Raw genomic sequence first — 25557 nt, 5'->3', positions numbered from 1 at the left:
GAAGAAGGTTAACGCATCAAAATTCGCCATTACGTTTTATTCGAAAATCATCACCACAATCAGAGCGTCAGCGCAGTATAGGATCATAAGTGTACGCTTTAGCTTTGCGGCGGATAGATATGTTCGCCGCCGCGATAGTCCGAAACCGAATAGCAGCCTTCGCCAAGCTCACGCACCGAACTCTGGCCGATATCGGCCTTGCCGTGGCCGCCGGGAATATCGAGAATATAGGTTGGCTGGCAAAGGCCGGAGATGCGGCCACGCAACGCCGCAACGATCGCCTGTCCCTCGGCGATCGTCAGACGGAAATGGCCGGTGCCGGGCGCAAGGTCCGGATGATGCAGGTAATAGGGCTTCACCCGCGTTTCGACGAAAGCCTTCATCAGCGCCGCCAGTACATCGGGGTCGTCATTGACGCCCTTCAGGAGAACCGACTGGCTGACGAGCACGATCCCCGCATCGGCCAGCCGGGCGCAGGCAGCTCGGGCCTCCTTGGTCAGCTCGCGCGGATGGTTGGCATGCAGCGCCACATAGATGGTCTTGCCGCTCGCCTTCAGCGCCGCAATCAGCGCCGCATCGATCCTTGATGGGTCAACGACCGGGATGCGCGTGTGAAAGCGGACGATCTTCACATGGTCGATATCGGCAATCTGCCTCAAGATCTCTTCGAGCCGTCGCGGAGAAAGCACCAGCGGATCGCCGCCGGTGAGGATAACCTCCCAGATTTCCTTGTGGTCGCGGATATAGGCAAAGGCACCGTCGAGCGCATCTCCATCAAGCGTGCCGAGCCCCTGTGGCCCGACCATCTCGCGCCGGAAGCAGAAGCGGCAATAGACCGGGCAGACATGCACGGCTTTCAGAAGCACGCGGTCCGGATAGCGATGCACGATGCCTTCGACCGGGCTATGGGCGTGATCGCCGATCGGATCGGCCCGCTCGTCGGGCGTAACGATGAGTTCAGCGGCATCAGGCACGAACTGCCGGGCAATGGGATCGGCTGGGTTCGCGGGATCGATCAGGCGCGCCACGGTCGGCGTCAGGGCAACGGCATAGCGCTCCGCCACGGCTTCCAGCGCAACCGCCTGATCGGCATCGATCAACCCGGCGCGTTCAAGCTCGCCGATAGTCCGGATCGGGCGCATCACATTCATGCGTCATACTCCGCGACGGGTGCCCACAAGACCTGTTCGATCCGCGAAGCGCCGGTTGCCAGCATCACGAGCCGGTCGAAACCGAGCGCGATGCCGCTCGCCTCGGGCATGACGGCAAGCGCCTCCAGAAACTCCTCGTCCAGAGGATAGGTTTCGCCATAGACGCGCTGCTTTTCCGCCATCTCGATCTCGAAGCGTCGCCGCTGCTCCTCGGCATTGGTAAGCTCGCCGAAGGCATTGGCAAGCTCGACGCCGCAGGCATAGAGCTCGAAACGCTCGGCGACGCGATGATCGGCTGCCGACGGCCGCGCAAGTGCCGCCTCGGAAACGGGATATTCGTCGAGAATGGTGGCGCGACCGAAGCCGAGATTGGGCTCGATCTTCTCGACCAGAATCCGGCTGAAGAGATCCTGCCAGAGGTCGTCATCAGCAACACGAATGCCCGCCTTACGCATATCCTCCGCCAGCCGCTCGCGATCCGTCGACCCATCGAGGCCGATGGAGGCAAAGAGATCGATACCGGCATAGCGCTGGAAGGCGGCGGCAACGCTGATGCGCTCAGGCGGCAAAAATGGATCCGTTTCAGCGCCCCGGTAGCTGAATTTCTTTGCACCCACAGTTTCCGCCGCCAGCGCAAGCAACGCGGCGCAATCCGCCATCAGGGTCTCGTAGCTCTCGCCCGCCCTGTACCATTCGAGCATGGTGAATTCCGGATGGTGCAGCGGCCCGCGCTCGCGATTGCGGTAGACATGGGCAAAGCAGGCGATGCGCTCTTCGCCGGCCGCAAGCAGCTTCTTGCAGGCGAACTCCGGCGAGGTGTGCAGATAGAGGGGCAATGCCCTGCCGTCGGTCGTCAGCGCTTCGGTCTCGAAGGCGTGGAGATGCGCCTCGTTGCCGGGCGACACCTGCAGCGTCGCCGTATCGACCTCGATGAAGTCGTTGCGCGCGAAGAAAATGCGCAATGCCGCCTGAATGGCATTGCGACCGATGAGGAACGGCCGCCGGTCCGCATGGACGTTGCGGGTCCACCAGGGGGACGCTTTGCTCGTCTTTGGCTTCATTCCTAGCTTTCTTCAGCGCACCGGCCACGTTGGGGGGTGGCAATTTCCATTGATTTAGGGTAGTTGCGCCCCCAAGCAAACAAAAGCTGCGTCTCGGAGAGCATTCAGACAGTCCCTCTACGACGCAAAACGCAGCGTTACAAGGAAGTCTTATGGTCAAGGTCATCGCCTCTTCCGTCCGCAAGGGCAACGTTCTCGACGTCGACGGCAAGCTCTACGTCGTTCTCACCGCACAGAACTTTCATCCGGGCAAGGGCACTCCGGTCACCCAGGTCGACATGCGCCGCATCGTCGATGGCGTGAAGGTCTCCGAGCGCTGGCGCACCACCGAGCAGGTCGAGCGCGCCTTCGTCGAAGACGTGAACTTCCAGTACCTCTATGAAGACGGCGAAGGCTTCCACTTCATGAACCCGGCAACCTACGACCAGGTGGTCGTCGACGTCGAAACCATGGGCGACCAGAAGGCCTATCTGCAGGAAGGCATGACCTGCATCCTGTCGATCCACGAAGGCATCCCGCTCGCGATCGAACTGCCGCGCCATGTCACGCTCGAAATCAGCGAGACCGAGCCGGTCGTGAAGGGCCAGACGGCATCCTCTTCCTACAAGCCCGCCATACTGTCGAACGGCATCCGCACCCTGGTGCCGCCGCACATTACCGCCGGCACCCGCGTCGTCATCGCCACGGAAGACAATTCCTACGTCGAGCGCGCCAAGGACTGAGCGATCAGTTTCTCTCCGCATTGAAAAACGCCTCGTCCTGGTGACGGGGCGTTTTGCATTTTGGGCGGATTGAAGCCAAAGCAGCGGCGGTGTGAAGACTTACCGAGCCGTCCTAGTTACAGCGCACCTGGTTACGGCGCACTGGCCTTTTTCTCATCCGTCTGTGCCGCAACGCTAGCTTCGGAAGACGTTTGCGTGTCGGTGCTGTGCTCATGCGGAGCCAAAGACTGCAGATGCAGGACACGCGGCGACATGGCGTGCATGAAGGCATCGGAGCGGCCGATATAGATCAGGGTTGCATCTTCCAGTTCCGCCAGCAGAGCAAACGCCTTCGCCTGTACCTCGGCCTCCAGCCCTTCCAGGGCATCGTCGAAGACGACCCATTTCGGCTTCGCGAGCAGCAGATGCGCAAAGCCGACGGCTTTCTGCTCTTCGGTATCGAGCAATCGATCCCAGCGAGCCTGCGTGTCGAGACGGCTCTTCAGGCGGCCAAGCCCCACCTTGTCGATGACGGCATCGACGGCGGCATCGTCATAGGCATCCCGATCATCAGGAAAACAGATTGCTTCCCTCAGCGTGCCGGTCGGTACATAAGGCGTGTGCGGCACGAACAGCATATCGTCCATCGGCGGCAGGCTGACCGTGCCGGAACCACTATACCATTGATGCGCCAGCACCTCGAACAGCAGTCTGCGGTTCACGCCGTGATCACCGTTGATCATCACATGCTCGCCGGCATTGATCGTGACCGTACCTTCCGCGATCCGGAAGCCGTTTTCCGTCGCTTCGTCACTGGTCTTCGTCGAAATCTCCAGATCGGTCCAGACCATCGTGCCCGGTGCCGCCTTTTCAAAGATGAGGGTGTGCGGCATCGGCGTCTTGTCATCCATTTCCGTCAGTGCCTTGCGGAAATCGGTCACACGCATCAGCGTGGCGCGCCATTCGGCGATCGGCCCGAAATTGGCGACGTACCAGCGCAACGCCGAATTGACCTGATTGAAGGCACCAACCGCCACCATCAGCTGGCCGAAGGTCAGGCCGCCGGAGAAGTAGGCGGGTGCGGCAACGAGGATGGGAATGATCAGCACCAGCCAGCCGTAGCCGGCCGACACCCAGGTCAGATTGGTATTGGCGATGGCGAGCTGGCGGATGACGGCAAGCACGGCCGAAATATCAAGATTGATCCGCCGGCGCTCGTTCTCCTCGCCGCCGGCAATCGTGATCGCCGGCATATGTTCGTTGGCATGCATGAGCGCGAAGCGCAGCTCGGCTTCCTTCGAATAGCGATCCGCATTCAGCCGCACGAGACGGCGGCCGACGAACTGGCTGAGAAAGGACGCCGATCCGGCATAAAGGATCGCCGCCCAGACCATGTAGCCCGGGATGGAGAAGCTCATGCCCCTGAGATGAAAGACCATGCCGCTGGAGAGCTCCCAGAGCACGCCGATGAAGCTCAAAAGCAGGATTGTCGCCTGCACCAGACCGATGGCAAGCCCTGTCGAGCTTTCGGCAAGATTGCGGGCGTCCTCATGCAGCCGCTGGTCGGGATTGACGCCGATGAGGCCGGAAGAGGCAAGGCGAAGCGCACGCTTGGCCTGCAGCCATTGATCCACCAGATCCCGCGCCAACCCCTCGCGCATATAGAGCGCGGTCATCTGGTTCAGCCAGGCCTGGACGACATTGAGGACGAGCAGCGAGCCGGCGATGATGCCGAAGACGCCGAGTTGATGGAAGAAAGCGGTGATATCGCGCCTTGCCAGTGAATCGTAAAAAGGCGCATTCCAGTTGTTAAGCAGCACCTGGACATAGGCCGTGACCAGAATGATCACGAAGAGCGCGATGGTTAGGGAAATGATCTTGATGCGAACAGCCGAATTCCAGAAAGCGGAGAACATCATCCTCAGCCGAAAGAAAAGGCTCAAATCGTATCCGACCTGTTCGTTTCCCTGGATATTCGGCTTGGCTTGCTTTTCAACTGCCATCAGCACTTCCCTGCGACGCGTCCCGTCAATTAATCATGACCCGCCCTCATGTCCACCCTTGCAATAGATCGGTGGGATCACATTCCTATATACACGGTTTCGCGTCTTGAACCGAATAAGGTCAGCATTTAGCTTGCACTCGAAAGATTGAGAAAGCCTTCCGATGCAATTCCAGGGAACTGCCGACTATATCGCCGACAAGGATCTGATGGTCGCCGTCAATGCCGCCATTAGGCTGGAGCGCCCGCTCCTGGTAAAGGGCGAGCCCGGTACGGGCAAGACCGAACTTGCGCGCCAGATAGCCGCCGCCCTCGGTCTCGACCTCATCGAATGGAACGTCAAATCGACCACCAAGGCGCAGCAGGGCCTCTACGAATATGATGCCGTGTCGCGCCTGCGTGACAGCCAGCTCGGCGATGAGCGCGTTCACGATGTGAGGAACTATATCCGCCAGGGCAAGCTCTGGCAGGCCTTCACCTCGCCGGCGAAATGCGTGCTGCTGATCGACGAGATCGACAAGGCCGACATCGAGTTCCCGAACGATCTCCTGCAGGAACTCGACCGCATGGAATTCCATGTCTATGAGACCGGCGAGACCATCCAGGCTGCGATCCGCCCGATCGTCATCATTACCTCGAACAACGAGAAGGAATTGCCGGACGCCTTCCTGCGTCGCTGCTTCTTCCACTATATCCGCTTTCCCGACATGGAGACGCTGAAGCGCATCGTCGAGGTGCATTATCCCGGCATCAAGCAGGCGCTCGTCCATGCGGCGCTGACGCAATTCTTCGAAATTCGAGACGTACCGGGCCTGAAGAAAAAGCCTTCGACCTCGGAAGCCCTCGACTGGATTCGCCTGCTGGTCGCCGACGACGTCGATCCCGAAACGCTGCGCGCCGATGCGAAGAACGCGCTGCCGAAGCTGCATGGCGCATTGCTGAAGAACGAGCAGGACGTCCATCTCTTCGAACGGCTGGCCTTCATGGCGCGAGGGCAAGGGAAATGATGCAGCCCGATGCCGTCAAGGTTCTGATCTACGCCGTTCGGGACGGGCATCTGCTTGTTTTTGACGAACCGGATTTTCCCACCATTGAGCCGCAGGTTCCGGGCGGCACGGTCGAGGATGGCGAAGATTTGGCTCTGGCGGCAGCGCGCGAATTCGAAGAAGAGACCGGGCTTGCGGCGGGCGATCTATATCCGCTCGGCATTCATGACTACCGCTTAGAAAAGGACGGGCGCGAATACCATCATCAGAGACACTATTTCCGCTGCACCCTGCCCGAAGCAACACCGGATACCTGGTTCCATTTCGAGATGACGCCGTTCGACGGCAGCGACCCCATTCGCTTCCGCTTCTTCTGGCTGCCGATCGCCGTGACAAGGCAGCGCCTCGGCTATGGTATGCAGCACTTCCTTGAGCACCTGTAAGGGCCACCAACGCGAGTCGGAATTGCCTTCATCTGCCGTGGCTGTGCTAGCTGGATACGGTTTTGATAAAGGGTACCGAGTAGGTGCAGATAAAAAGGGAGCCGTCGTCAAAGTATTCCGTACGCACCTGCACGCCGTCTTTCACCCATTGGTCCCATTCGACAGTGCCATCCTCTTCTTCGGTCCGCACAGGCAAACCGAATTCTAGCAAAGCGTCGTCGCGGTTGTGAATCGGACCGCGGCTGAACGGTATCGGCCCGACATAGGCTGCACGCATGTCGCTGGGCTTGCCATACGCAAAGATCGCCGAAAGGATCGCTTTGCCACCATCCCTGGGCATTCCGAACCTGGTTTTATAGCCAGTATGAAAGTCGAAGGCGAGTTCAATGCCAAGGGAGTTTAGCTCGCAGTGTCCGGTGCCGGCACCACGCTGGGCTCGCCCGGGCATCAGGGAAACGTCGAACCCGACGGAGGCCAACAAGTCGGCCAGCCCTGGATCTTGTTCGGAATGGCCTAGAAAAGGCAGTATCGTATCCAGCGTCATGTTCGTTCCATTCTACAAAGTCGGCTTGCGTCTCGAAAGCAGACGTTGTGGACATACAGTCTAGATCAGAATGATGACAATCCCGCGTTCTGTACCCAAATGACTGTGTTTCAGGCTGTCGATCCGCCATTCGCCACCATCTTTCAGCGCAACGAGCAAAGGATAGGCAACCCGCCGAGGCTCCCGGACATCTTCAATTCACCCGAGTTCACAGCCTTACCCTCAAGGGCTTACCCATTGACCCGCCGGAATGACAGGTTTATGAAATCTCTCTCGTGGTGATTTGGCCGGCCGGCTTGCAGCCACGTTAAATAAGTCGCTAAAGGGCCGCGTGCGGACCGGTAGCGATTCATGATCGCGGCCGGTTTTTTTGTATTTGGCGAGTGAAAAAATGCCCATCAAGATTCCCGATACGCTCCCCGCGTTTGAGACCCTCCAGAGCGAGGGTGTGCGGGTGATGACCGAAACGGTGGCGTTCCGTCAGGATATCCGCCCTCTTCAGATCGGGCTTCTCAACCTCATGCCGAACAAGATCAAGACCGAGGTCCAGATGGCGCGCCTCGTCGGTGCGTCGCCGCTGCAGGTGGAGTTTTCGCTGGTGCGCATCGGCGCCCACAAAGCCAAAAACACCTCCGAGGAGCATCTTCTTGCCTTCTACGAGACCTGGGAAGAGGTGAAGCACCGCAAGTTCGACGGCTTCATCATCACGGGCGCTCCGATCGAGCTGCTGGACTATGAAGACGTCACCTACTGGAAGGAAATGCAGGAGATCTTCGAGTGGACGACGACCAATGTTCATTCGACGCTGAACGTCTGTTGGGGCGCGATGGCGGCGATCTACCATTTCCACAACGTGCCGAAATACACGCTCAAGGAAAAAGCCTTCGGCGTCTATCGCCACCAGAACCTGAAGCCCTCCTCGGTCTATCTCAACGGCTTTTCCGACGATTTCGCCATTCCGGTCTCGCGCTGGACGGAGGTGAAGCGCGCCGACATCGAGAAAGTGCCGGGCCTGCAGATCCTGATGGATTCAAGCGAGATGGGCGTCTGCCTCGTGCACGAACAGGCCTGCAACCGGCTCTACATGTTCAATCACGTGGAGTATGATTCCACCTCGCTGGCGGACGAATATTTTCGGGATGTGAATGCGGGCGTGCCGATCAAGATGCCGCACAACTACTTCCCGCATAACGACCCGGAAATCCCGCCGCAGAACCGGTGGCGCAGCCATGCGCATCTCTTCTTCGGCAACTGGATCAACGAGATCTACCAGACCACGCCGTATGATCTGGAGGAGATCGGCCAGGAAAGGACTTGAGGCTTGTTCATTCCCTTCTTCCTGAAACTCAAGGAAGCAAAGGTCCCGGTGACGCTCCGGGAATTTCTGTCGCTGCTTGAGGGAATGGAAGAGGGGATAGCCGATTACGATGTCGAGGCCTTCTACTATCTGGCGCGCACGACGCTGATCAAGGACGAGCGCTTCATCGATCGCTTCGACCAGGTCTTCGCCGATTATTTCCGCGGCGTCGAAGCAATCGGCGCCAATGCTGATGGAGAAGCTATTGAGCCGACCGCTATCCCCGAGGAATGGCTTCGCAAGCTTGCCGAACGACATCTGACCGAAGAGGAAAGAAGAGAGATCGAGGCGCTTGGCGGCTTCGAGAAGCTGATGGAGACGCTGCGCGAGCGGCTGGCCGAGCAGAAAGGCCGGCATCAGGGCGGCTCGAAATGGATCGGCACGGCGGGAACCTCGCCCTTCGGCGCCTATGGCTACAATCCCGAAGGCGTACGGATCGGCCAGGAAACCTCGCGCCACCGCCGCGCGGTCAAGGTCTGGGATCGGCGCGACTTCAAGAATCTCGACGACGGCGTCGAGCTCGGCACCCGCAACATCAAGGTGGCGCTGAAGCGCCTGCGCCGCTGGGTCCGCGAGGGAGCAGCCGAGGAGCTGGATCTCTCCGGCACCATCCGCTCCACCGCCGAACATGGCTATCTCGATGTCCAGACGCGGCCCGAGCGCCGCAACGCGGTGAAGCTCCTGATGTTCTTCGACGTCGGCGGCTCGATGGACGATCATATCAGGGTGGTCGAAGAACTCTTCTCCGCCGCCCGCGCGGAATTTCGCCACATGGAATATTTCTACTTCCACAACTGCCTCTACGAGGGCGTATGGAAGGACAATCGCCGCCGGCGCGTCGACATTACCGCAACGACCGACCTCATTCGCACCTTCGGCCCCGACTACCGCGTCGTCTTCGTCGGCGATGCTTCGATGAGCCCCTACGAGATCACTCAGGCAGGCGGCTCAGTGGAGCATTGGAACAAGGAGGCGGGCCAAGTCTGGCTTGGCCGCATGACCAGCCACTTCCGCAAATGCATCTGGATCAACCCTGTGCCGGAAAACTACTGGGGCTACACGACCTCGATCTCCATCATCCGCCGCCTGATGGGCGAGCGCATGTATCCCCTCACGCTTGGCGGGCTGGAGAGTGCGACAAAAGAATTGTCGCGCTGAGCGGACCAGCCCGAGTTTGCCATAGTCAGACGCCCGGTGTCCTGCTGCACCTTCGTGCCTGGCACCTCACAGAAACCTGCCGCTCTGTCATAGGCATTGCATACTTCCGGCGCAGCGTAGCGCCTCGAAAGCCGCAGCCCTGCTTGATCCCCTGCTATTCGCCCCTAGATTTCGCCAGGGAACCGGTTGCGGAACGGCGCGAATGGAGGCAGGGTCTGGCCTCACATACTCAAAAGCAATGGATGAGTTGATATGACGGAAAGCACTTTGCAGCGGGAAGTTTTTGGGACGACGGCCGATGGGGATACTGTCTATCGCGTCAAGATCGTCGGTGGCGGCCTCACCGCCCATATCATGTCGTGGGGCGCGGTCATCCAGGATCTTCGCCTTGATGGCCATGAGCCGGCGCTTCTGCTTGGTTTCGATAATTTCTCTGACTATCCCGCCCATTCCTCCTATTTCGGCGCCACGCCCGGCCGCTGCGCCAACCGCATCGGCGGTGGCCGCTTCACGCTGGATGGAAAGCAATACCAGCTCGAGCTCAACGAAAAGGGTGTCACCCATCTGCACGGCGGCAAGGACAATATCGCCAAGCGCAACTGGACCATCGTTGAGCACGATACCGACCGCGTCGTCCTGAAGATCGTCGATCCCGACGGCCGCGCCGGCTATCCCGGCAACTGCACGATCCAGGCGACCTATTGGGTGCATGGCAACGGCGAACTGTCGGTCACCTACGAATCGACCACCGACCAGCCGACGCTCGCCAATGTCTGCCAGCATGCCTATTTCAACCTCGACGGTCGTGACGATGCGCTCGGCCACGACATCATGATCGCCGCCGATCACTATACGCCGACGGACGACAAACAGGTCCCGACCGGCGAGATCCGCTCCGTCGAAGGTACGGTCTTCGATTTCCGCGAGATGTCGCCGATGAAGCGTTTCGACGGCAGCGAGCAGGCGCTTTACGACCACAATTTCTGCCTCTCGACCGAACGCACTGCCAAACGTTCCGTTGTCCTCGCCCGCAGCGTCAATTCCGGCGTATCGCTTGAGGTCCGCACCACCGAGCCCGGCGTGCAGTTCTATACCGGCTTCAAACTCGATGTGCCGGTTCCCGGCCATGACGGCCGCAAGATCGGCCCCTTTGCCGGCTTCTGCCTGGAAACGCAGGTCTGGCCCGACGCCATCAACCACGAAGGCTTCCCCAATGCCGTGCTCCGCCCGGGCGAGGTATTGCGGCAGGAAACGGACTACATCTTCACCAAGAACTGAGGCCGAGCATGATGCCGAAAAGTGTAGACAACTTTCGGACGACATCATGCTCTACTTCCTTGATTCCAGAGCGAATTCAGATTTCAGACCGAACAGATCTGAAATCTGAATTCGCTCTGGAGCATGCCTTGCTCTCGTGAATTTCGGCCGGGCGTCCAAAGCGCCCGGCCGATTCTTTTTAGCGATAAGGCCAGAATCATCTTGTGAATTGGTTCTAAATAGGTTCTAGATGTCCACCATGGATAGAACCAGTTTGATCGCCGAATTGAACAATCGCGGTCTCAGCGAAGGGACCGGAAGCGGGCCGCTGTACAAGCGTCTGGCGCAGGCCCTGACGGGCCTCATCCAGGAAGGGCTGTTGAAAGCCGGAACGGCGCTGCCGGGCGAACGCGATCTCGCCGGCGCCCTGCAGATCGGCCGGGTCACGGTCAGAACCGCCTATCGCGACCTCCTGACCTCGGGTGTCATCGAATCCCGCCATGGCAGCGGCACCTTCGTTTCGCAGCATGTGGAGCGTATCGAGCAGCCGCTCTGGCGCCTCTCCTCCTTCTCCGCCGATATGCGTTCGCGCGGCCGCGAACCGGGAGCCCGCATCCTCCAGCGCACCATCAGCACACCGGCGCCGGAGGAATCCTTCCTTCTCGGCCTCGGCGTCGATGAGCCTGTTCTGCGGCTTGACCGACTGCGGCTCGCCGATGGTCAGCCGCTTGCCATCGAGCGCGCGGTCGTTCCGATCAAGTTCCTGGGCGAAGACGCCATATCCGAGGGGTCCCTTTATGATGCGCTGGCCGCCAAGGGCTTCAAGCCGGTGCGCGCCCAGCAGAGGCTGACCGCCGTGACGCTCGACCCCACTTCCGCATCGATCCTGACCGTCAAGGCCGGCGCGCCCGCGCTTCTGATCGAACGCGTCTCCCGCCTCGCGGACCAGCGCGTCGTTGAATATACCCGCTCGCACTATCGCGGCGATGCTTATGATTTTGTTGCCGAATTGAGAATTGGAGATGACCTATGAGCGAGACCCAGTCCCTGATGCTGACGGAAGCCGGCCAATCGCCTGAGGTGGTTGCGACCCTGCTTGAAAAGGAAAAGCCGGCTTTCGCGGAGATCGCGAAGCTCTTCTCGACCGGTCGTCCGTCGCTGATCACGACGGCGGCGCGCGGCTCATCCGACCATGCCGCTACCTTCTTCAAGTATCTGTTCGAAATCTCCTGCGGCATCCCGGTCGCCTCTGTCGGCCCGTCGATCGCCTCTGTCTATGGCGCGCCGCTGCACCTGAAGGGCGGCATCCACTTCACCGTGTCGCAATCCGGCGGCAGCCCCGATATCATCGCGCTACAGGCTGCGGCCAAGAAGGGTGGCGCCACCACGATCGCTGTCGTCAACGTCACCGACAGCCCGCTTGCCAAGGAAGCCGACATCGTGCTCGGCCTCAATGCCGGCAAGGAACAGAGCGTCGCCGCCACCAAATCCTTTATTGCCTCGGTTGCCGCCCTTGCTGGCGTCACGGCTGCGGTTTCGCAGGATAAGGCTTTGATCGATGGCCTTGCCAAGCTGCCGGGAGCGCTGGCCGCCACCTCGGGCATCGACGGCAAGGCCGCAGAAGACGTGCTCTTCAATGCCTCCTCGCTCTATACCGGCGGCCGCGGCCCGGCTTTCGCCATCGCGCTCGAAGCAGCGCTGAAAGCCAAGGAAACCGCCGGGCTTCATGCCGAAGCCTTCTCTCTGGCCGAGCTCATGCATGGACCGATGCGCCTCGTGCAGCCGGGCTTCCCGATCGTCGCCTTCTCGCCTGATGACGCCGCCTTCGCCAACAACGCCCAGGCGCTCGAGCGCCTGCAGAAGCTCGGCGCAACCGCCGTCTCCTTCTCGACCGCGCCGCTTGCCGGCATCAACCTGCGCATGCCGACGACGGGCAACGGCCTGCTCGACCCGCTGGTGTCGCTGCTATGCTATTATCGCCTCATCGAGTCGGTGACACGGCGGAAGGGCTTCGATCCGGATAAGCCGGCTAATCTTCTCAAGGTAACGGAGACCATGTGATGGACTACAAGGTCTTTACCGGCGCTCGCATCTTCGATGGCGACCGGTTTCACGAGGACAGCGCATTGGTGATCGGCAATGGCCGTATCCATGCGATCACCAGCGTAAACGATGTCCCCGATAATACCGAAACGATCCAGTTGACGGGTGGCGTTCTTTCTCCCGGCTTTATCGACGCGCAGGTCAATGGCGGCGGCGGCCGCATGCTGAACGACGGACCCTCGCCCGAATCGATGTACATGATTGCCGAGGGGCATCGCCCCTATGGCACGACATCGCTGCTGCCGACGCTGATCACCGACGTCTCAACCGCAACGACGGCGGCGATCGAGGCAGCCGTCGTTGCGGTGAAGGCCAATCGCGGTGTCGCCGGCCTGCATCTCGAAGGCCCGCATCTGGCGCCGGCTCGCAAGGGCGCGCATCTCGCCGAACTGATGCGCCCGGTCGAGGATAGCGACGTCAGAACCTTCATCCGTGCCCGCGAGGCGATCGGCACGCTGCTGGTCACCATGGCGGCGGAGCAGGTCACAGAGCGGCAGGTACAGGCACTCGCCGAAGGCGGCGTCATCGTCAGCATCGGCCACAGCGATTGCACGGCGGAAGCAGCCGATGCGCGTTTCGATGCCGGCGCCCGCGGCGTCACCCATCTGTTCAACGCCATGAGCCAGATGGGTCACCGTATGCCCGGTCTCGTCGGCGCGGCGATCGACCACCCTGCCCCCTGGTGCGGTATCATTGCCGACGGCCATCATGTCGAGCCGACGGCGCTGCGCGTCGCGCTGCGCGCCAAGCGCGGCGAGGGCCGGCTGTTCTTCGTCACCGACGCCATGTCGCTTGTTGGCACCGACCTTCCGAGCTTCACCTTGAACGGCCGCACGGTCTATCGCACCAAGGGTGGCTATTGCTCGAAGCTGACGCTCGACGACGGCACGCTGGCCGGCTCGGATGTCGATATGGCCTCCACCATCCGCTACGGCGTCAACATCCTCGAGCTGCCGCTGGCGGAAGCCCTGCGTATGGCGACCTCCTATCCCGCCCGTTTCCTACGGTTGGCGGATCGCGGCCACCTCACGCCGGGAATGCGCGCCGATCTCGTTCACATCAACGACGGCATCGAAGTCACCGAAACATGGATCTCCGGCCAACCGTCAGCCTAGGCCGCGTCCGGGAAAAGCGCTCGGCGGTCTTCCGTACGGAATTGTGTGGGAACAAACAGACAGAGCATCTCGCGCTTCAAGGAAACGCGAAATGCTCCGAGACATTCGAAGAGGAAGCGCGGCATGAGCGCAGTCACGGACAGCTATTTCTCCGCCCTCATCGGTCGGCTGGAGGCCCTGCGTGAAACGCTGGACGAGCCCATGTCGAAGGCTTCGGCCGCCATCTGTGCCGCGGCACGCGCCGACCAGCGCGTCTATGTCTTCGGCACCGGCCACTCGCATATGCTGGCCGAGGAGGTGCATTATCGCGCCGGCGGCCTCGCCTTCACCATCCCCGTACTTGTCGGCTCCGCCATGCTGCATGAAGGCGCCGTCATCAGCTCGGTCTATGAGCGCACCGAAGGCCTCATCCGCCCGGTCTTCGAGCGCTACGGCATGCAGCCAGGCGACGTGCTGATCATCGCCTCCAATTCCGGCGTCAATGCCGCGCCGATCGAGGCGGCGGATTATGGCCGCGAGATCGGTGCGACGGTCATTGCCATCACCTCGCTCGCCTATTCGGCCGCCATTGCCAATGGCCGCAGGAGACTTGCCGATATCGCCGATATCGTGCTGGACAACGGCCTGCCGCCGGGCGACGCCATGATCGACCTGCCGGGAATGGAGCTGAAGGTCGGACCGGCCTCGACGGCCGTCGGCACGACAGTCCTGAACGCCATCTTCGCCGATGTCGCCGCCGAGCTCTGCAAGGATGGCAATCCGCCCATCTACCTCAGCGCCAACATGCCGGGCGCCAAGGAAACCAACCAGCAGCTGGTCAAGAGATACCGGCCGCGCAATCCGCATCTCTGAGCGGCCAACGGTTTGACGTCTTTTATTGGGTAAAATCAGATGAATAGAGCGGCCGAGCGATTCCCGTGAAACGCTCGGCCCTTTTGTTGGCCATCATTGTGCCGCGGCATCGGTGGCCGAGGGCTCCTGTGCTGCTTCCGCCTGCTTACGCCGGCGGCGCAGGACGACGTAGAAGACCGGAGTCAGGAAGAGGCCGAACAGCGTCACCCCGAGCATGCCCGAGAAGACCGCCGTACCGAGCGACTGACGCATTTCCGCGCCCGGACCGGTGGCGATCATCAGCGGCACGACGCCGAAGATGAAGGCGAAGGCTGTCATCAGGATCGGGCGCAGACGCAGATGGCTGGCCTCGATCGCCGCCTCGACGGCACTTTTTCCTTCAGCCTGCGCCTGCCGCGCGAACTCGACGATCAGGATCGCGTTCTTGGCCGCAAGGCCGATCAGCACGATGAGCCCGATCTGCGTGAGGATATTGTTGTCCATGCCTCTCAGATGCACCCCGATCAGCGCCGCCAGAACCGCCAGCGGCACGATGAGGATGATGGCAAGCGGCAGGATCCAGCTCTCATACTGCGCCGACAGCGCCAGGAAGACGAAGATGACCGACAGCGCGAAGATGTAGATCGCCGTATTGCCGGTATGTTTCTCCTGGTAGGCGAGTTCCGTCCATTCGAAGGTCGTTCCCGACGGCAGCAGGTTCTTTGCTATCCCCTCCATGGTGTCGAGCGCCGTACCGGTGGAGACCCCCGGCCCCGGATTGCCCTGTACGGGAACCGAAACATACATGTTGTAGCGCTGCACGAGCGTCGGCCCGGTCGTATCGCGGATGTCGACCAGCGTGCCGAGCGGCACCAGCGCACCGGTCGCCGAACGAACCTTCAGCGCCAGAATATCCTCCCGCTCCATGCGATATTGCTGATCGGCCTGCGCCCGCACCTGGTAAACGCGGCCGAAGGCATTGAAGTCGTTGACGTAGGATGTACCGAGATTGATCGACAGCGTCTCGAAGATATTCGGGATCGGCACGTTGAGCGCCCGCGCCTTGTCGCGATCGATCGCCAGGAAATATTGCGGGCTATTGGCAGAGAAGGTGGTGAAGACACCGCTGACGCCTTTGTTCTGCGCAGCAACGCCCATCATCTGATAGGCGAGCGGCAGGATACGGCGCATGTCCGGATTTTCCCGGTCCATGATCTGCATCTTGAAGCCGCCGGAATTGCCGACGCCGCGGATCGACGGCGGCGGAATAGCGATGATGAAGGCCTCCTGGATACCCTGCAGGTTGCCATAAAGCTGGCCGATAATCTTGGTGGCCGTGTCGCCGGTCTTCAATCGCTCCTCGAACGGCTTGAACGGCGTGAAGATGACGCCGGAATTCGAAGCATTGGTAAAGGTCGCGCCGTTGAAGCCGGCGAAAGCGACGGCATTGGCGATACCTGGCGTCTTGCTGATGATCTCGGTCGCATTCTGGATGACGGCGTTGGTGCGCGCCAGCGACGCGCCGTCAGGCAGCTGTACCACGACGATGGCATAGCCCTGGTCCATTGTCGGAACGAAGCCCTGCGGCACGATCCTGCCCATATACCACGTGCCGGCCAGCAATCCGGCGAAGACGAGAAGCGCACAGGCGAGCGCCGCCCATGTCGTCACAAGGTGGCGCACGATCCAGGAATAACCGCTGCTCATCCGCTCGAAGCCGCGGTTGAACCCGTCACCCAAGGCGCGGCCGAAGCGCGCGAAGATATTCTTGGATTTCTCGTGACTGTGCGGGCGCAGCACGATCGCGGCGATTGCCGGCGACAGCGTCAGCGAGTTGAGACAGGAGATCGCCGTGGCGACGGAGATCGTGACGGCGAACTGCCGGTAGAACTGCCCGGAGATGCCAGGGATGAAGGCAGTCGGCACGAAGACGGCGATGAGCACCAGCGAAATTGCCAGAACGGCGGTGCCCACCTCATTCATCGTCACATGCGACGCCTCTTTCGGCGTCATGCCGAGCGCGAGGTTACGCTCGACATTCTCCACCACCACGATCGCATCATCGACGACGATACCGATCGCCAGCACCAGACCGAACAGCGTCAGCATGTTCAGCGAGAAGCCGAAGGCGAGCAGGAAGGCGAAGGTACCGATCAGTGAAACAGGGATTGCGACGATCGGGATAATCGCCGTCCGCCAGGATTGCAGGAACACCAGCACGACGATGGCGACGAGAACGGCCGCCTCGAAGATGGTCTTGTAGACCTCATGGATCGACTCGGCGATAAATTCCGTCGGGTTGTAGATGATGCGATATTCAAGCCCCTGCGGGAAATCCTTTGACAGGTCCTCCATCGTCTTCTGGATGTCGGCAGCAGCGGCGAGCGCATTGGTGCCGGGTCGGGCGAAGACGCCGAGCGCCACCGCCGGACTGCCGTTCAGATAGCTGTTGGTGACGTAATCCTGCGCCCCGAGCTCGATGCGCGCGACATCCTGCAGCTGCACGAGGCGGCCGTTGCCGGTCGCCTTGACGATGACGTAGCGAAATTGCCGTGCATCGGAAAAGCGCCCCTGCGTCGTGACGGTATATTGGAAGGCGTTGGTGCCGGAAACCGGCGGCCCGCCGATCGATCCGCCGGATACCTGCACGTTCTGGTCCCTGAGCGCCTGAACGATGTCGCCGGCGGTCATACCGTAGGCGGCAAGCTTTTCCGGATCGAGCCAAATGCGCAGCGAATATTGCCGCTCGCCGAAGAGCTGCACGTCGCCGACGCCATCCAGGCGCACGAGAACATCGCGGATGCGCGTGCGGGCATAGTTGGAGATGTAGAGCTGGTCGTAGCGATTGTTCGGCGACAGGAGATGCACGACCATCATCAGGTCAGGCGAGCTCTTGACCGTCGTGATGCCGATGCGGCGGACATCGTCGGGCAGGCGCGGCTCGGCGATGGCCACACGGTTCTGCACCAGCACCTGTGCCTTGTCGAGATCGGTGCCGAGCTTGAAGGTGATCGTCAGCGACATGGAACCGTCGGCGCTGGAGTAGGAGGACATGTAGAGCATGTCCTCGACGCCGTTGACTTCCTGCTCGATCGGCGTTGCCACCGTATCGGCGATGGTCTGGGCATCAGCGCCAGGATAAGAGGTGCGAATGACGATGGTGGGAGGCGCAACCTCGGGATATTGCGCCACCGGAAGCTGGAAATAGGCGATGCCGCCGACAATCAGCAGCACGATGGAGAGGACCGATGCAAAGATCGGTCGATCGACGAAGAAGTGGGAAAACCTCATTGGTTCGTCCCCTGTGCATCGGCCTGAGCCGGCGGCTCGTCATTCGTCGCCTGCTGCGGCAGTTCGATCAGCTGCGGCGTCACCTTGACGCCAGGCCGGATGCGCATCAACCCGTTGACGACGATGGTCTCGTCGCCGGTCATGCCGTCGCGGATGACGCGGTAGCCATAGAGCTTCGGTCCGAGGCGGACGGACTTCGGCGTAATGTTACCCGCCGTATCGACCGTATAGACGACGCGCTGGTTCTGATCCGAGCCGATGGCTTCGTCCGGAACGAGGATCGCCTTGTAGCTGTTGGAACCCTGCACCTGAACGCGCCCGAAGAGGCCGGGCTGGAGGATAAGATCAGGATTGGGAAAGCTGGCGCGGACGCGGATTGTGCCCGTTTCGTTGTCGACGCGGTTCTCGGCGAAATCGAGCTTGCCCTTGAACGGCTTCTGCTTGGAATCGGCAATCGTGACAGTGACATCAAGCCCGCCGCCGCCCTGCTGCAGGGCACTGCCGTTCTTACGGGCCTCGTCGGCATAGGAGAGCAGCCGGCGCTCGTCGACGTCGAAATAGAAATCGATCGGATCGAGCGAGACGATGGTCGTCAGCACGGTCTGGTCGGCCTGTACAAGATTGCCAACCGAGATCAGTCGCCGGTCGATGCGGCCGCTGAGCGGTGCGGTGATTTTGGTGAAATCCATGTCGAGATTGGCACGATCGACGGCTGCCTGCGCACCGCGTACGTTCGCCTCGGCGGAAACGAGATCACGGCGGCGGTCGTCGAGGGTCGATGCCGACTGACTGCCCGTCGTCGACAGCGATTGGGCACGTTTGAATTGCGCGTCGGCGAGCGTCAGCGACGAATTTGCCACTTCGAGCGAGGCCGTCGACTCGTTGAGCGCAGTGATGAAAGGCCGCTGGTCGATGACGAAGAGCAGGTCGCCCTGCTTGACCATGGTGCCATCCTTGAAATGCACTTCCTGCAGATAACCGCCCACCCGCGAGCGCACGGAAACTTCATCGACCGCCTGGAAGCGCCCGATGAACTCGTCGCTGTCGACGACATCGCGAACGACAGGCTTGGCGACCGTGACGGGCGGGGCCGGCGGAGCGCCCTGCGCCAGTGCCTGGGCACCAGAAAAAACGGCAAAAACACAGCTGAACAAAACGGCACGCAGCAGCATCGGCATGAAGGCCCCCTCGAAAAACCGCATGCGGCATCACGCGCCGTCATCACGGTAAGCGCTCACGAAATTTGCTTGCAACTTTCAGCGAAGGACCTGTCGCCATCAGGCGCAATCCAATCAGGTCGCTTCGGACTTCCCCAACATGCGCCACGGGCCACGTCGGCCCGGGGGTATCAACCGGCTCGTCGTCCGGCAGCATGCGTTAATGTATAAACGGTTTATCGGATTCGACAACAGGGAATGAACCGGCTGCGGTCGAGCGCAACCGATTGTTTTTACTGCATAGTAAAGACGCGCATAGGATGAGCGGATATGAGCCCTAGCCCTCCAGCTCCTCGCGCAGCATTTCGAGCTCCAGCCATTCCTCTTCCATCCTGGTCAGGCTTTCGCGCAGCTTTTCCATTTCCGCCGCAAGACGGTTGAACGTTGCGGCATCCTTGGAAAAGAGGTTCGGATCGGCCATTTTCTGCTCACGAGCGGCAATTTCGGCTTCGGCCTTGGCCATTTCCTTCGGCAGGTTTTCTAAGGCGAATTTCTGCTTGTAGGAAAGCTTTCCCTTGCCCTTCGAAGCATCGGCGGAAGACGGTGCGGTCTCCGCAGCCTTCGGCTTTTCGGCTGCCTTTTCCGCCCGCTTGCGCTCCTCGATCGCCCCCTTGCGCTGCGCGAGCATATCCGAATAACCGCCGGCATATTCGATCCAGCGCCCATCCGGATCTTCCGGATTGGCAGGCGCAATCGTCGAGGTCACAGTGCGATCAAGGAAATCACGATCGTGGCTGACGAGGATGACCGTGCCAGCAAAGCCGGAAACAATTTCCTGCAGCAGATCGAGGGTCTCGATGTCGAGGTCGTTCGTCGGTTCGTCGAGGATCAGAAGATTGGTCGGCCGCGACAGGATGCGCGCCAGCATCAACCGGGCGCGCTCGCCGCCGGAGAGGTTCTTGATCGGCGTGCGTGCCTGTTCCGGCTGGAACAGGAATTCCTTCATATAGCCGGTCACATGCCGCTGCTCGCCGTTGACGAGCAGGTTCTCACCGCGGCCGTCAGTCAGGTAGTTGGCGAGCGTATCTTCCGGGTTCAGCTCCTCGCGCTTCTGGTCGAGGGTGGCGATTTCCAGATTGGTGCCGAGCTTCACCGTGCCGCTGTCCGGCTCCAGCTGGCCTGTCAGCATCTTCAAAAGTGTGGTCTTGCCGGCACCGTTCGGACCGACGAGACCGATGCAATCGCCGCGATGCACGCGGATCGAGAACGGCGCGACGATAGCCCTGTCACCATAGGTCTTGGTGATCTTGTCGGCCTCGATCACCAGCTTGCCGCTCTCCTGCGCATCGGACGCAGCGGCCTGCACCGTGCCCAAAGCGCCCTTGTGGCCGCGATAGCGTGAACGCATGTCCTGCAGCTCGCCGAGCCGGCGCATATTGCGCTTGCGCCGCGCCGTCACGCCATAGCGCAGCCAGTGCTCCTCGCGCTCGATCTGCTTGCCGAGCTTGTGCTGCTCCAGCTCCTCAGCTTCCAGCACCTGATCCCGCCAGGCTTCGAAATGGGCAAATCCCCTGTCCAGCCGGCGCGAGGTGCCGCGATCGAGCCAGACGGTCGCCGTCGAGACCTTTTCGAGGAAGCGCCGATCGTGCGAGATCAAGACGAGTGCGCTGCGGCTCTTCTGCAGCTCGCCTTCCAGCCATTCGATGGTCGGCAGGTCCAGATGGTTCGTCGGCTCGTCGAGCAGCAGAATATCCGGTTCCGGCGCCAGAACGCGCGCCAGAGCCGCACGGCGCGCTTCACCGCCGGAGAGATTGTTCGGATCTTCCTCGCCGGTCAGGCCGAGATGCGAAAGTAGATACGTCACGCGATAGGGGTCGTCACCCGGTCCGAGACCAGCTTCGGCATAGGCCGCAACCGTTTTGTAACCGGCGAAATCCGGCGCCTGCTCGAGATAGCGCACGGTAGACGACGGATGGCGGAACACTTCGCCAGACTGCGCCTCGACAAGGCCGGCCGCGATCTTCAAAAGTGTCGACTTGCCCGAACCATTGCGGCCGACGAGGCAGATCTTGTCGCCTGGCTCCACCTGCAGCGCGGCACCGGCGAGCAATGGCGCGCCGCCGAAGCTCAGGAAGATGTCGTCGAGTTTCAGAATGGGAGGGGCCAAGATCAGACTCCGGAAAGGTCATAAGGGCGGGCAAGAACAATCGCCCTGCCGCTGCCGAGCGAAAAGCGCACATCACCTTCCGCCACGTTGGAAATGGTGCGCGATCCGCCAAAGGACAAATGAAAATCGCGCAAGGGATAACGGGCATTCTCAATGAACAGGCCCGTCAGATCGCTGAAGCCGAGGACGGAAAACAGCGAACCGGCCGGCAGCGCCAGCGTGAGATCGCCGGGCGGAAGTGGCACCGCCTCCTCGTCACCTGAAGTCAGCAAGACATCGAGACCTTTCTCTGCCAGATGCACGCCGTAGAGCAGATGCTGGATCGCGTGATCGGATCGCTCACCGCCCATGGCACCGGCAAGGATCAGTCTGGCGGCGCCGCGATCGATCGCTTCCGAGACGGCAATCTCGCCGTCGGTCGCAGCCTTCGCCGCCGGATAGGGCTGCTTGGGCACATTGGGAAACGCACCCAGCAGATCGGCGGGTGTGGAATCGAAATCGCCGACCCACAATTCCGGCTCCACGCCGAGCGCGACCGCATGGCGCATGCCGCCGTCGGCCGCAATGAAACGGCTGCCGGAAACCGCATCGCGCAACCGCTCCGTCAGACGAAGCTCGCCGCCGAGCAGGATGGTGAAGGTGGTGGACTGGCTCATGAGGCAAGCCCATAGCGCAAAGTCATATCCCTAGGGAAGAGCACCGTAGGCAAGAACGGCCGCGTCGACCGCTCAGTCGTCCGTTTCCTTGATGCGCGCCTGGAAAACCTGCTCGTAGCCGCTGACGTAACGATCGAACAGCAACGAGAAGCTCTCGATTTCCTCCGTTGTCCAATCGGCAAAGATGCTGCCGATGACGGAGAACTTCTGCGCCTGGATCTCCGACAGCAATCTCTGGCCGAGCGCGGTCAGCACCACGACGATGCGCCGCGCATCCGCCTGCGATGCCTTGCGGCGCAACACGCCGCGCGTCACCATGTCGGCAACGATGCGGCTTGCTCGCGAGGGATCGATGCGCAGCATCTCGGCGATGGTGCCAACGGTGACTTCGCCCGTCGCCTCCGCCCGCCTCACGACATCCAGCACGTCGAGGTGCGAAAGCTCGAGGCCCGGTGCCACGCTCTGGATGGCAAGCCTGCCGATCATGCGGCGGCCCGTCAGCAGCCGCATGCGCGTCATCGCCTGCCCGATGCGCAGGAGATTCTCGTCTTCGGTCAGCTCCGAGGCTTCAACTTCACGTGTATTGGTCGCAGATGTCATCTTTCCACCATATCAGAGGCAGAAAACAAATAAAACATGCAAACAGCATTCACCTGTCATTGACAATTATATGCTAATGGCACATATATCTCAAGTATGAAAACCGGGGCGTCCCGCGCATTCGATCGACCGCGCAGCGTTTCGGCCAAGCTCGGATTTCTTGCCCCATGGACATGCAGACAAAGTTCGCGCCGCTTGTGGCGGATCATAAACGGCGGCTTATACTCTTCCTGTTTCTGATGACTGCCATGTTTATGGCGACGCTGGACAACCAGATCGTCTCGACGGCACTGCCGACGATCGTCGGCGAGTTCGGCCATCTGGAGCGCTTCGGCTGGATCGGTTCGGCCTATCTTCTCTCCCTCTCAGCCGTCATGCCGGTTTACGGCAAACTCGGCGATCTCTTTGGCCGCAAATACGTGATGATGACGGCGATCGCGATCTTCACGATCGGCTCAGCCGTCTGCGGCCTCGCCGTTTCGATGGATACGCTCATCGCAGCTCGCGTCCTTCAAGGCCTCGGCGGCGGCGGCATCCTTGTGTCGATCTTCGCCGTCAACGCCGACCTCTTCGAACCGCGGGAACGCGCCCGCTACCAGAGCTATTCGAGCCTCGTACTGATGGCTTCCGGCGCCATCGGCCCCGTTCTCGGCGGCACGATGAGCGATCTCTTCGGCTGGCGCTCCATCTTCCTCGTCAATGTGCCAATCGGCTTCATCGTGCTGGCCGGCCTTGCCACCATGCTTCCCTATCGCAAGCCGGCCCGCCGCCCGAAGATCGATTATGCCGGCGCGATCGTTCTTGCCCTGACGACAACGAGCATCGTGCTTGCCGCCGACGGCACCGAACTCTTCGGATCGCTGCTGTCGCCGCAATGCCTCGGCATCATCGCTTTCGGCGTGATCTGCGCCATTGCCTGGGTCTTCATCGAGCGCCGCGCACCCGAGCCCATCGTACCGATGACGCTGTTCCGCAATCCGACATTCGGTCTGCTGCTGATCATCTCGATCACCAGCGGCGCCGTTGCGATCGGCATGGTCAATTATTTCGCGCTCTTCCTGCAGACGACGACGGGCCTTTCGCCCTCGATGGCCGGCCTGCTGTTCATTCTCCTGACTGGTGGTATCGTCTGCGGTTCGCTATCGGCTGGCCGGCTGATCGCCGCGAAGGGGCGCTACAAGCCCTTCGCCATCGCAAGTGCTGCCTGCAGTGCCATCGCATTTGCCTCGATCGCCGTCCTGCCTGCCGGCACACCCGTCGTCTTCATCGGCGGCCTGATGCTTCTGCACGGCATCGGAATCGGTCTTGCGCAGCAGGTACCCGTCATCGGCGTGCAGAATGCCGCGGCAGCCCGCGACGTTGGTGCTGCGACCGGCGCCGTCACGCTCTCGCGCATGGGCGGCGCCTCCATCGCCATCTCCATCTACGGCGCCATCATTGCCGCCAAGCTTGGCAATGTCGGCGTCTCGATCGCGGGCGTATCCAATATCGAGGAACTGACGCCGAAGATGATGGCCGCATTGCCCGAAGCAACCCGCGAGGCCGTCGCCAACGCCTATGCGAGCGCCTTCAGCCCGCTGTTCATGACGGCGGCCGGCATCTGCCTCATCGGTCTACTGACCTCGCTGACATTGAAGAACGTGCAACTTCCGGGGGCGACGCAGAAATTCGACAGCAGCACCACGGCCGCTGCGCACGCAGCCGAGTAACATCCCTCCGCCCGCAATCGACAAGGGAATCATTTCCCTTGTCATCCCTTCGTCACAGGGCTAAATCTGCCGACGCTCTAACGGGGTGCCTTATGTCCTTTCGGATATCTGGCTGAGAGGCTCTAACCGGCCAACCCGCGGAACCTGATCCGGCTAACACCGGCGGAGGGATTAGACGCGTGACGAAATCATGGCGCCCTTTCCCCTTCAAGACGAAACCAAAAAAAGGAGGCGCTGTCATGCAACACCGTTCGCTATTGTCATTCTTCGCCGGCCTGGCCCTTGCCGCCGGAACAAGCTTCTTTGCCGCACAGCCTGCTCAGGCAGCCGACAAGACCCTGACCATCTACACCTATGAGAGCTTTACCGCCGATTGGGGTCCGGGCGCCAAGATCAAGGCCGCTTTCGAGAAGACCTGCGGCTGCACGGTCAACTATGTCAGCGTCACCGATGGCGTGGCGCTTCTCTCCCGCCTGAAGCTGGAAGGCGCCGGCACCAAGGCCGATGTCGTCCTCGGCCTCGACACCAATCTCGTCGACGAGGCCAAAGATACCGGCCTGTTCGATGTGAGCGGCGTCGATACCTCGGCCCTCAAGGTTCCCGGTGGCTTCAAGGACGATGTCTTCGTGCCCTACGACTACGGCCACTTCGCCGTGATCTACGACAGCCAGACCGTCAAGAACCCGCCGAAGAGCATGAAGGATCTCGTCGAGGGCGACCCCTCGCAGAAGATCGTCATCGAAGACCCGCGCACCTCCACGCCAGGCCTCGGCCTGCTGCTCTGGGTCAAGTCGATCTATGGCGACAAGGCGGCCGACGCGTGGACGAAGCTCAAGGGTCGCATCCTGACCGTCACTCCCGGCTGGTCGGAAGCCTACGATCTCTTCACCAAGGGCGAAGCGCCGATGGTGCTCTCCTACACCACGTCGCCGGCTTATCACATGATCGAGGACAAGACCGACCGCTATCAGGCAGCCGCCTTCTCGGAAGGACACTATATCCAGATCGAGGTCGCCGGCCTTATCAAGTCCTCGCCGAACAAGGAGCTTGCTCGTGATTTCCTGAAGTTCATGATTTCCACAGGCTTCCAGGACATCATCCCGACAAGCAACTGGATGATGCCGGTCTCGGCAACTTCCGAGCCGCTGCCGGACGCCTTCAACAAGCTCGTGGTGCCTTCGAAGACCTTCCTGATGAGCCCGGCCGACGTCGACAAGAACCGCAAGGCGTGGATCGATGAATGGCTGACGGCCACCAGCGGCAATTGA

The 25557-nt window shown here is 61.1% G+C and carries 21 protein-coding genes and 2 riboswitches; of the genes, 12 read left to right on the top strand and 9 right to left on the bottom strand.

Going from position 1 to position 25557, the window contains the following annotated elements; genetic code table 11:
• Window positions 1-98: 98 nt before the first annotated feature.
• Window positions 99-1151 (bottom strand): lysine-2,3-aminomutase-like protein, encoded by a 1053-nt coding sequence (locus AC13Q5_RS12145; protein WP_488501816.1) that lies wholly within the window; start codon window positions 1149-1151, stop codon window positions 99-101.
• Window positions 1148-2212, bottom strand: coding sequence for an EF-P lysine aminoacylase EpmA (gene epmA, locus AC13Q5_RS12140; RefSeq protein ID WP_488501815.1), 1065 nt, complete (start codon window positions 2210-2212; stop codon window positions 1148-1150). Before epmA ends, AC13Q5_RS12145 begins: the two co-directional genes overlap by 4 nt.
• Before the next feature lie 152 nt (window positions 2213-2364).
• On the opposite strand from epmA, the gene efp reads away from it, so the two are divergent.
• Window positions 2365-2934 carry an elongation factor P gene (gene efp / locus AC13Q5_RS12135; protein ID WP_015341611.1) on the top strand — a complete coding sequence of 190 codons (570 nt, stop codon included), beginning with the start codon at window positions 2365-2367 and terminating at the stop codon, window positions 2932-2934.
• A 131-nt stretch (window positions 2935-3065) separates the two neighbouring features.
• Here efp and AC13Q5_RS12130 read toward each other — a convergent pair whose 3' ends face one another.
• Window positions 3066-4916: an ABC transporter ATP-binding protein/permease gene (locus tag AC13Q5_RS12130; protein WP_075853500.1), complete on the bottom strand. Its 1851-nt coding sequence runs from the start codon at window positions 4914-4916 to the stop codon at window positions 3066-3068.
• Window positions 4917-5079: 163 nt separating this feature from the next.
• Between AC13Q5_RS12130 and AC13Q5_RS12125 the strand changes: the two genes are divergently transcribed.
• Both AC13Q5_RS12125 and AC13Q5_RS12120 read left to right on the top strand, forming a co-directional pair.
• Entirely contained in the window at window positions 5080-5922 is an 843-nt protein-coding gene (locus AC13Q5_RS12125) for an AAA family ATPase (protein WP_488501814.1), read from the top strand.
• The gene (locus tag AC13Q5_RS12120) at window positions 5922-6344 is read left to right on the top strand and encodes an NUDIX hydrolase (protein ID WP_488502018.1); all 423 of its coding nucleotides are present in this window, start codon (window positions 5922-5924) and stop codon (window positions 6342-6344) included. Before AC13Q5_RS12125 ends, AC13Q5_RS12120 begins: the two co-directional genes overlap by 1 nt.
• Before the next feature lie 46 nt (window positions 6345-6390).
• On the opposite strand, the gene AC13Q5_RS12115 is transcribed toward AC13Q5_RS12120, so the two are convergent.
• Window positions 6391-6888, bottom strand: coding sequence for a hypothetical protein (locus tag AC13Q5_RS12115; protein WP_075853497.1), 498 nt, complete (start codon window positions 6886-6888; stop codon window positions 6391-6393).
• A 265-nt stretch (window positions 6889-7153) separates the two neighbouring features.
• A riboswitch (SAM riboswitch) is annotated at window positions 7154-7231 on the top strand.
• Window positions 7232-7279: 48 nt separating this feature from the next.
• Between AC13Q5_RS12115 and metA the strand changes: the two genes are divergently transcribed.
• From metA to AC13Q5_RS12080, 7 genes are all read left to right on the top strand, one after another.
• Window positions 7280-8206, top strand: coding sequence for a homoserine O-acetyltransferase MetA (gene metA, locus AC13Q5_RS12110; protein ID WP_488501813.1), 927 nt, complete (start codon window positions 7280-7282; stop codon window positions 8204-8206).
• A 3-nt stretch (window positions 8207-8209) separates the two neighbouring features.
• Window positions 8210-9403, top strand: a complete 1194-nt coding sequence (locus tag AC13Q5_RS12105) for a vWA domain-containing protein (protein WP_488501812.1) — start codon at window positions 8210-8212, stop codon at window positions 9401-9403.
• A 252-nt stretch (window positions 9404-9655) separates the two neighbouring features.
• Window positions 9656-10681, top strand: coding sequence for an aldose epimerase family protein (locus AC13Q5_RS12100; RefSeq protein ID WP_488501811.1), 1026 nt, complete (start codon window positions 9656-9658; stop codon window positions 10679-10681).
• A 238-nt stretch (window positions 10682-10919) separates the two neighbouring features.
• The gene (locus tag AC13Q5_RS12095; RefSeq protein WP_075853493.1) at window positions 10920-11693 is read left to right on the top strand and encodes a GntR family transcriptional regulator; all 774 of its coding nucleotides are present in this window, start codon (window positions 10920-10922) and stop codon (window positions 11691-11693) included.
• On the top strand, window positions 11690-12721 hold the full coding sequence (locus tag AC13Q5_RS12090; protein WP_488501810.1) for an SIS domain-containing protein: 1032 nt from the start codon (window positions 11690-11692) through the stop codon (window positions 12719-12721). Before AC13Q5_RS12095 ends, AC13Q5_RS12090 begins: the two co-directional genes overlap by 4 nt.
• Window positions 12721-13878, top strand: coding sequence for an N-acetylglucosamine-6-phosphate deacetylase (gene nagA, locus AC13Q5_RS12085; RefSeq protein ID WP_488501809.1), 1158 nt, complete (start codon window positions 12721-12723; stop codon window positions 13876-13878). Before AC13Q5_RS12090 ends, nagA begins: the two co-directional genes overlap by 1 nt.
• A 123-nt stretch (window positions 13879-14001) precedes the next feature.
• Window positions 14002-14730, top strand: a complete 729-nt coding sequence (locus AC13Q5_RS12080) for an SIS domain-containing protein (protein ID WP_488501808.1) — start codon at window positions 14002-14004, stop codon at window positions 14728-14730.
• Window positions 14731-14823: 93 nt separating this feature from the next.
• On the opposite strand, the gene AC13Q5_RS12075 is transcribed toward AC13Q5_RS12080, so the two are convergent.
• From AC13Q5_RS12075 to AC13Q5_RS12055, 5 genes are all read right to left on the bottom strand, one after another.
• The gene (locus AC13Q5_RS12075) at window positions 14824-18000 is read right to left on the bottom strand and encodes an efflux RND transporter permease subunit (protein ID WP_457878310.1); all 3177 of its coding nucleotides are present in this window, start codon (window positions 17998-18000) and stop codon (window positions 14824-14826) included.
• Window positions 17997-19178, bottom strand: coding sequence for an efflux RND transporter periplasmic adaptor subunit (locus AC13Q5_RS12070; protein ID WP_488502017.1), 1182 nt, complete (start codon window positions 19176-19178; stop codon window positions 17997-17999). The genes AC13Q5_RS12075 and AC13Q5_RS12070 overlap by 4 nt, the downstream gene beginning before the upstream one ends.
• 316 nt (window positions 19179-19494) lie before the next feature.
• The gene (locus AC13Q5_RS12065; RefSeq protein ID WP_488501807.1) at window positions 19495-21324 is read right to left on the bottom strand and encodes an ABC-F family ATP-binding cassette domain-containing protein; all 1830 of its coding nucleotides are present in this window, start codon (window positions 21322-21324) and stop codon (window positions 19495-19497) included.
• Between the two features lie 2 nt (window positions 21325-21326).
• The gene (locus AC13Q5_RS12060; RefSeq protein ID WP_488501806.1) at window positions 21327-21980 is read right to left on the bottom strand and encodes a thiamine diphosphokinase; all 654 of its coding nucleotides are present in this window, start codon (window positions 21978-21980) and stop codon (window positions 21327-21329) included.
• A 72-nt stretch (window positions 21981-22052) separates the two neighbouring features.
• A complete protein-coding gene (locus tag AC13Q5_RS12055; RefSeq protein WP_075853486.1) occupies window positions 22053-22580 on the bottom strand; it encodes a MarR family winged helix-turn-helix transcriptional regulator in 528 nt (175 codons plus the stop codon).
• A 167-nt stretch (window positions 22581-22747) separates the two neighbouring features.
• Between AC13Q5_RS12055 and AC13Q5_RS12050 the strand changes: the two genes are divergently transcribed.
• Entirely contained in the window at window positions 22748-24289 is a 1542-nt protein-coding gene (locus AC13Q5_RS12050) for an MFS transporter (protein WP_075853485.1), read from the top strand.
• 71 nt (window positions 24290-24360) lie between these two features.
• A riboswitch (TPP riboswitch) is annotated at window positions 24361-24477 on the top strand.
• 51 nt (window positions 24478-24528) lie between these two features.
• A complete protein-coding gene (gene thiB, locus AC13Q5_RS12045; protein ID WP_488501805.1) occupies window positions 24529-25557 on the top strand; it encodes a thiamine ABC transporter substrate binding subunit in 1029 nt (342 codons plus the stop codon).

Source organism: Martinezella sp. CNPSo 3964, assembly GCF_057784375.1.
This window is presented reverse-complemented; position numbering and strand designations above follow the sequence as displayed.